1 pseudogene is annotated in these 421 nt (G+C 40.6%); it reads right to left on the bottom strand.

Annotation, left to right across the window (positions count from 1 at the left end):
* Nucleotides 1–158 (bottom strand): annotated as a pseudogene (locus AB4585_RS24795) (helix-turn-helix domain-containing protein); the annotation flags it as partial.
* Nucleotides 159–421: the final 263 nt, after the last annotated feature.

Genomic DNA, 421 nt, shown 5'->3' with positions numbered 1-421 from the left:
GGATTACCCCGGCAGTTGCTACTAACTCTTGATAGCGATAGAAAGTGTCTCTTGATACAACCCATGACCTTATAGGCTTTTGATACATTGCCGAGCTCTTCTGAAAGATTGAGAAGGCCAGCTTTGTGTTTGATGATTGGATTGCTAGTATGAAGCATGAGAGTTACCTCTTATTGTCTTTGATTACGGATTCAGCACCTTAAATCAAAGTGGGTAACTCTCTTCTTTTCAAATTGAAGTGTCAGGTCTAGTCTGAACTAATACAAATCAAAACATGAACTGAAAAGTGATAGATAGCGCCTTGACTAATCCAATTCAGGCACCAGCTTAGAGTGCGACCAGTGTAAAATTGGCCACTTTTTTATTGTGCTTGCCTAGCAAAACCTCATACTCAGCCCGATGTAAAATTGCTTCTTGGTCC

Origin of the sequence: Vibrio sp. 10N.222.49.C9, assembly GCF_041474985.1 — a bacterium.
In the GTDB taxonomy this organism is placed as follows: domain Bacteria; phylum Pseudomonadota; class Gammaproteobacteria; order Enterobacterales; family Vibrionaceae; genus Vibrio; species Vibrio crassostreae_C.
Note: the sequence above shows the minus strand (reverse complement) of the source record. Positions and strands in the feature narration are given on the sequence as shown.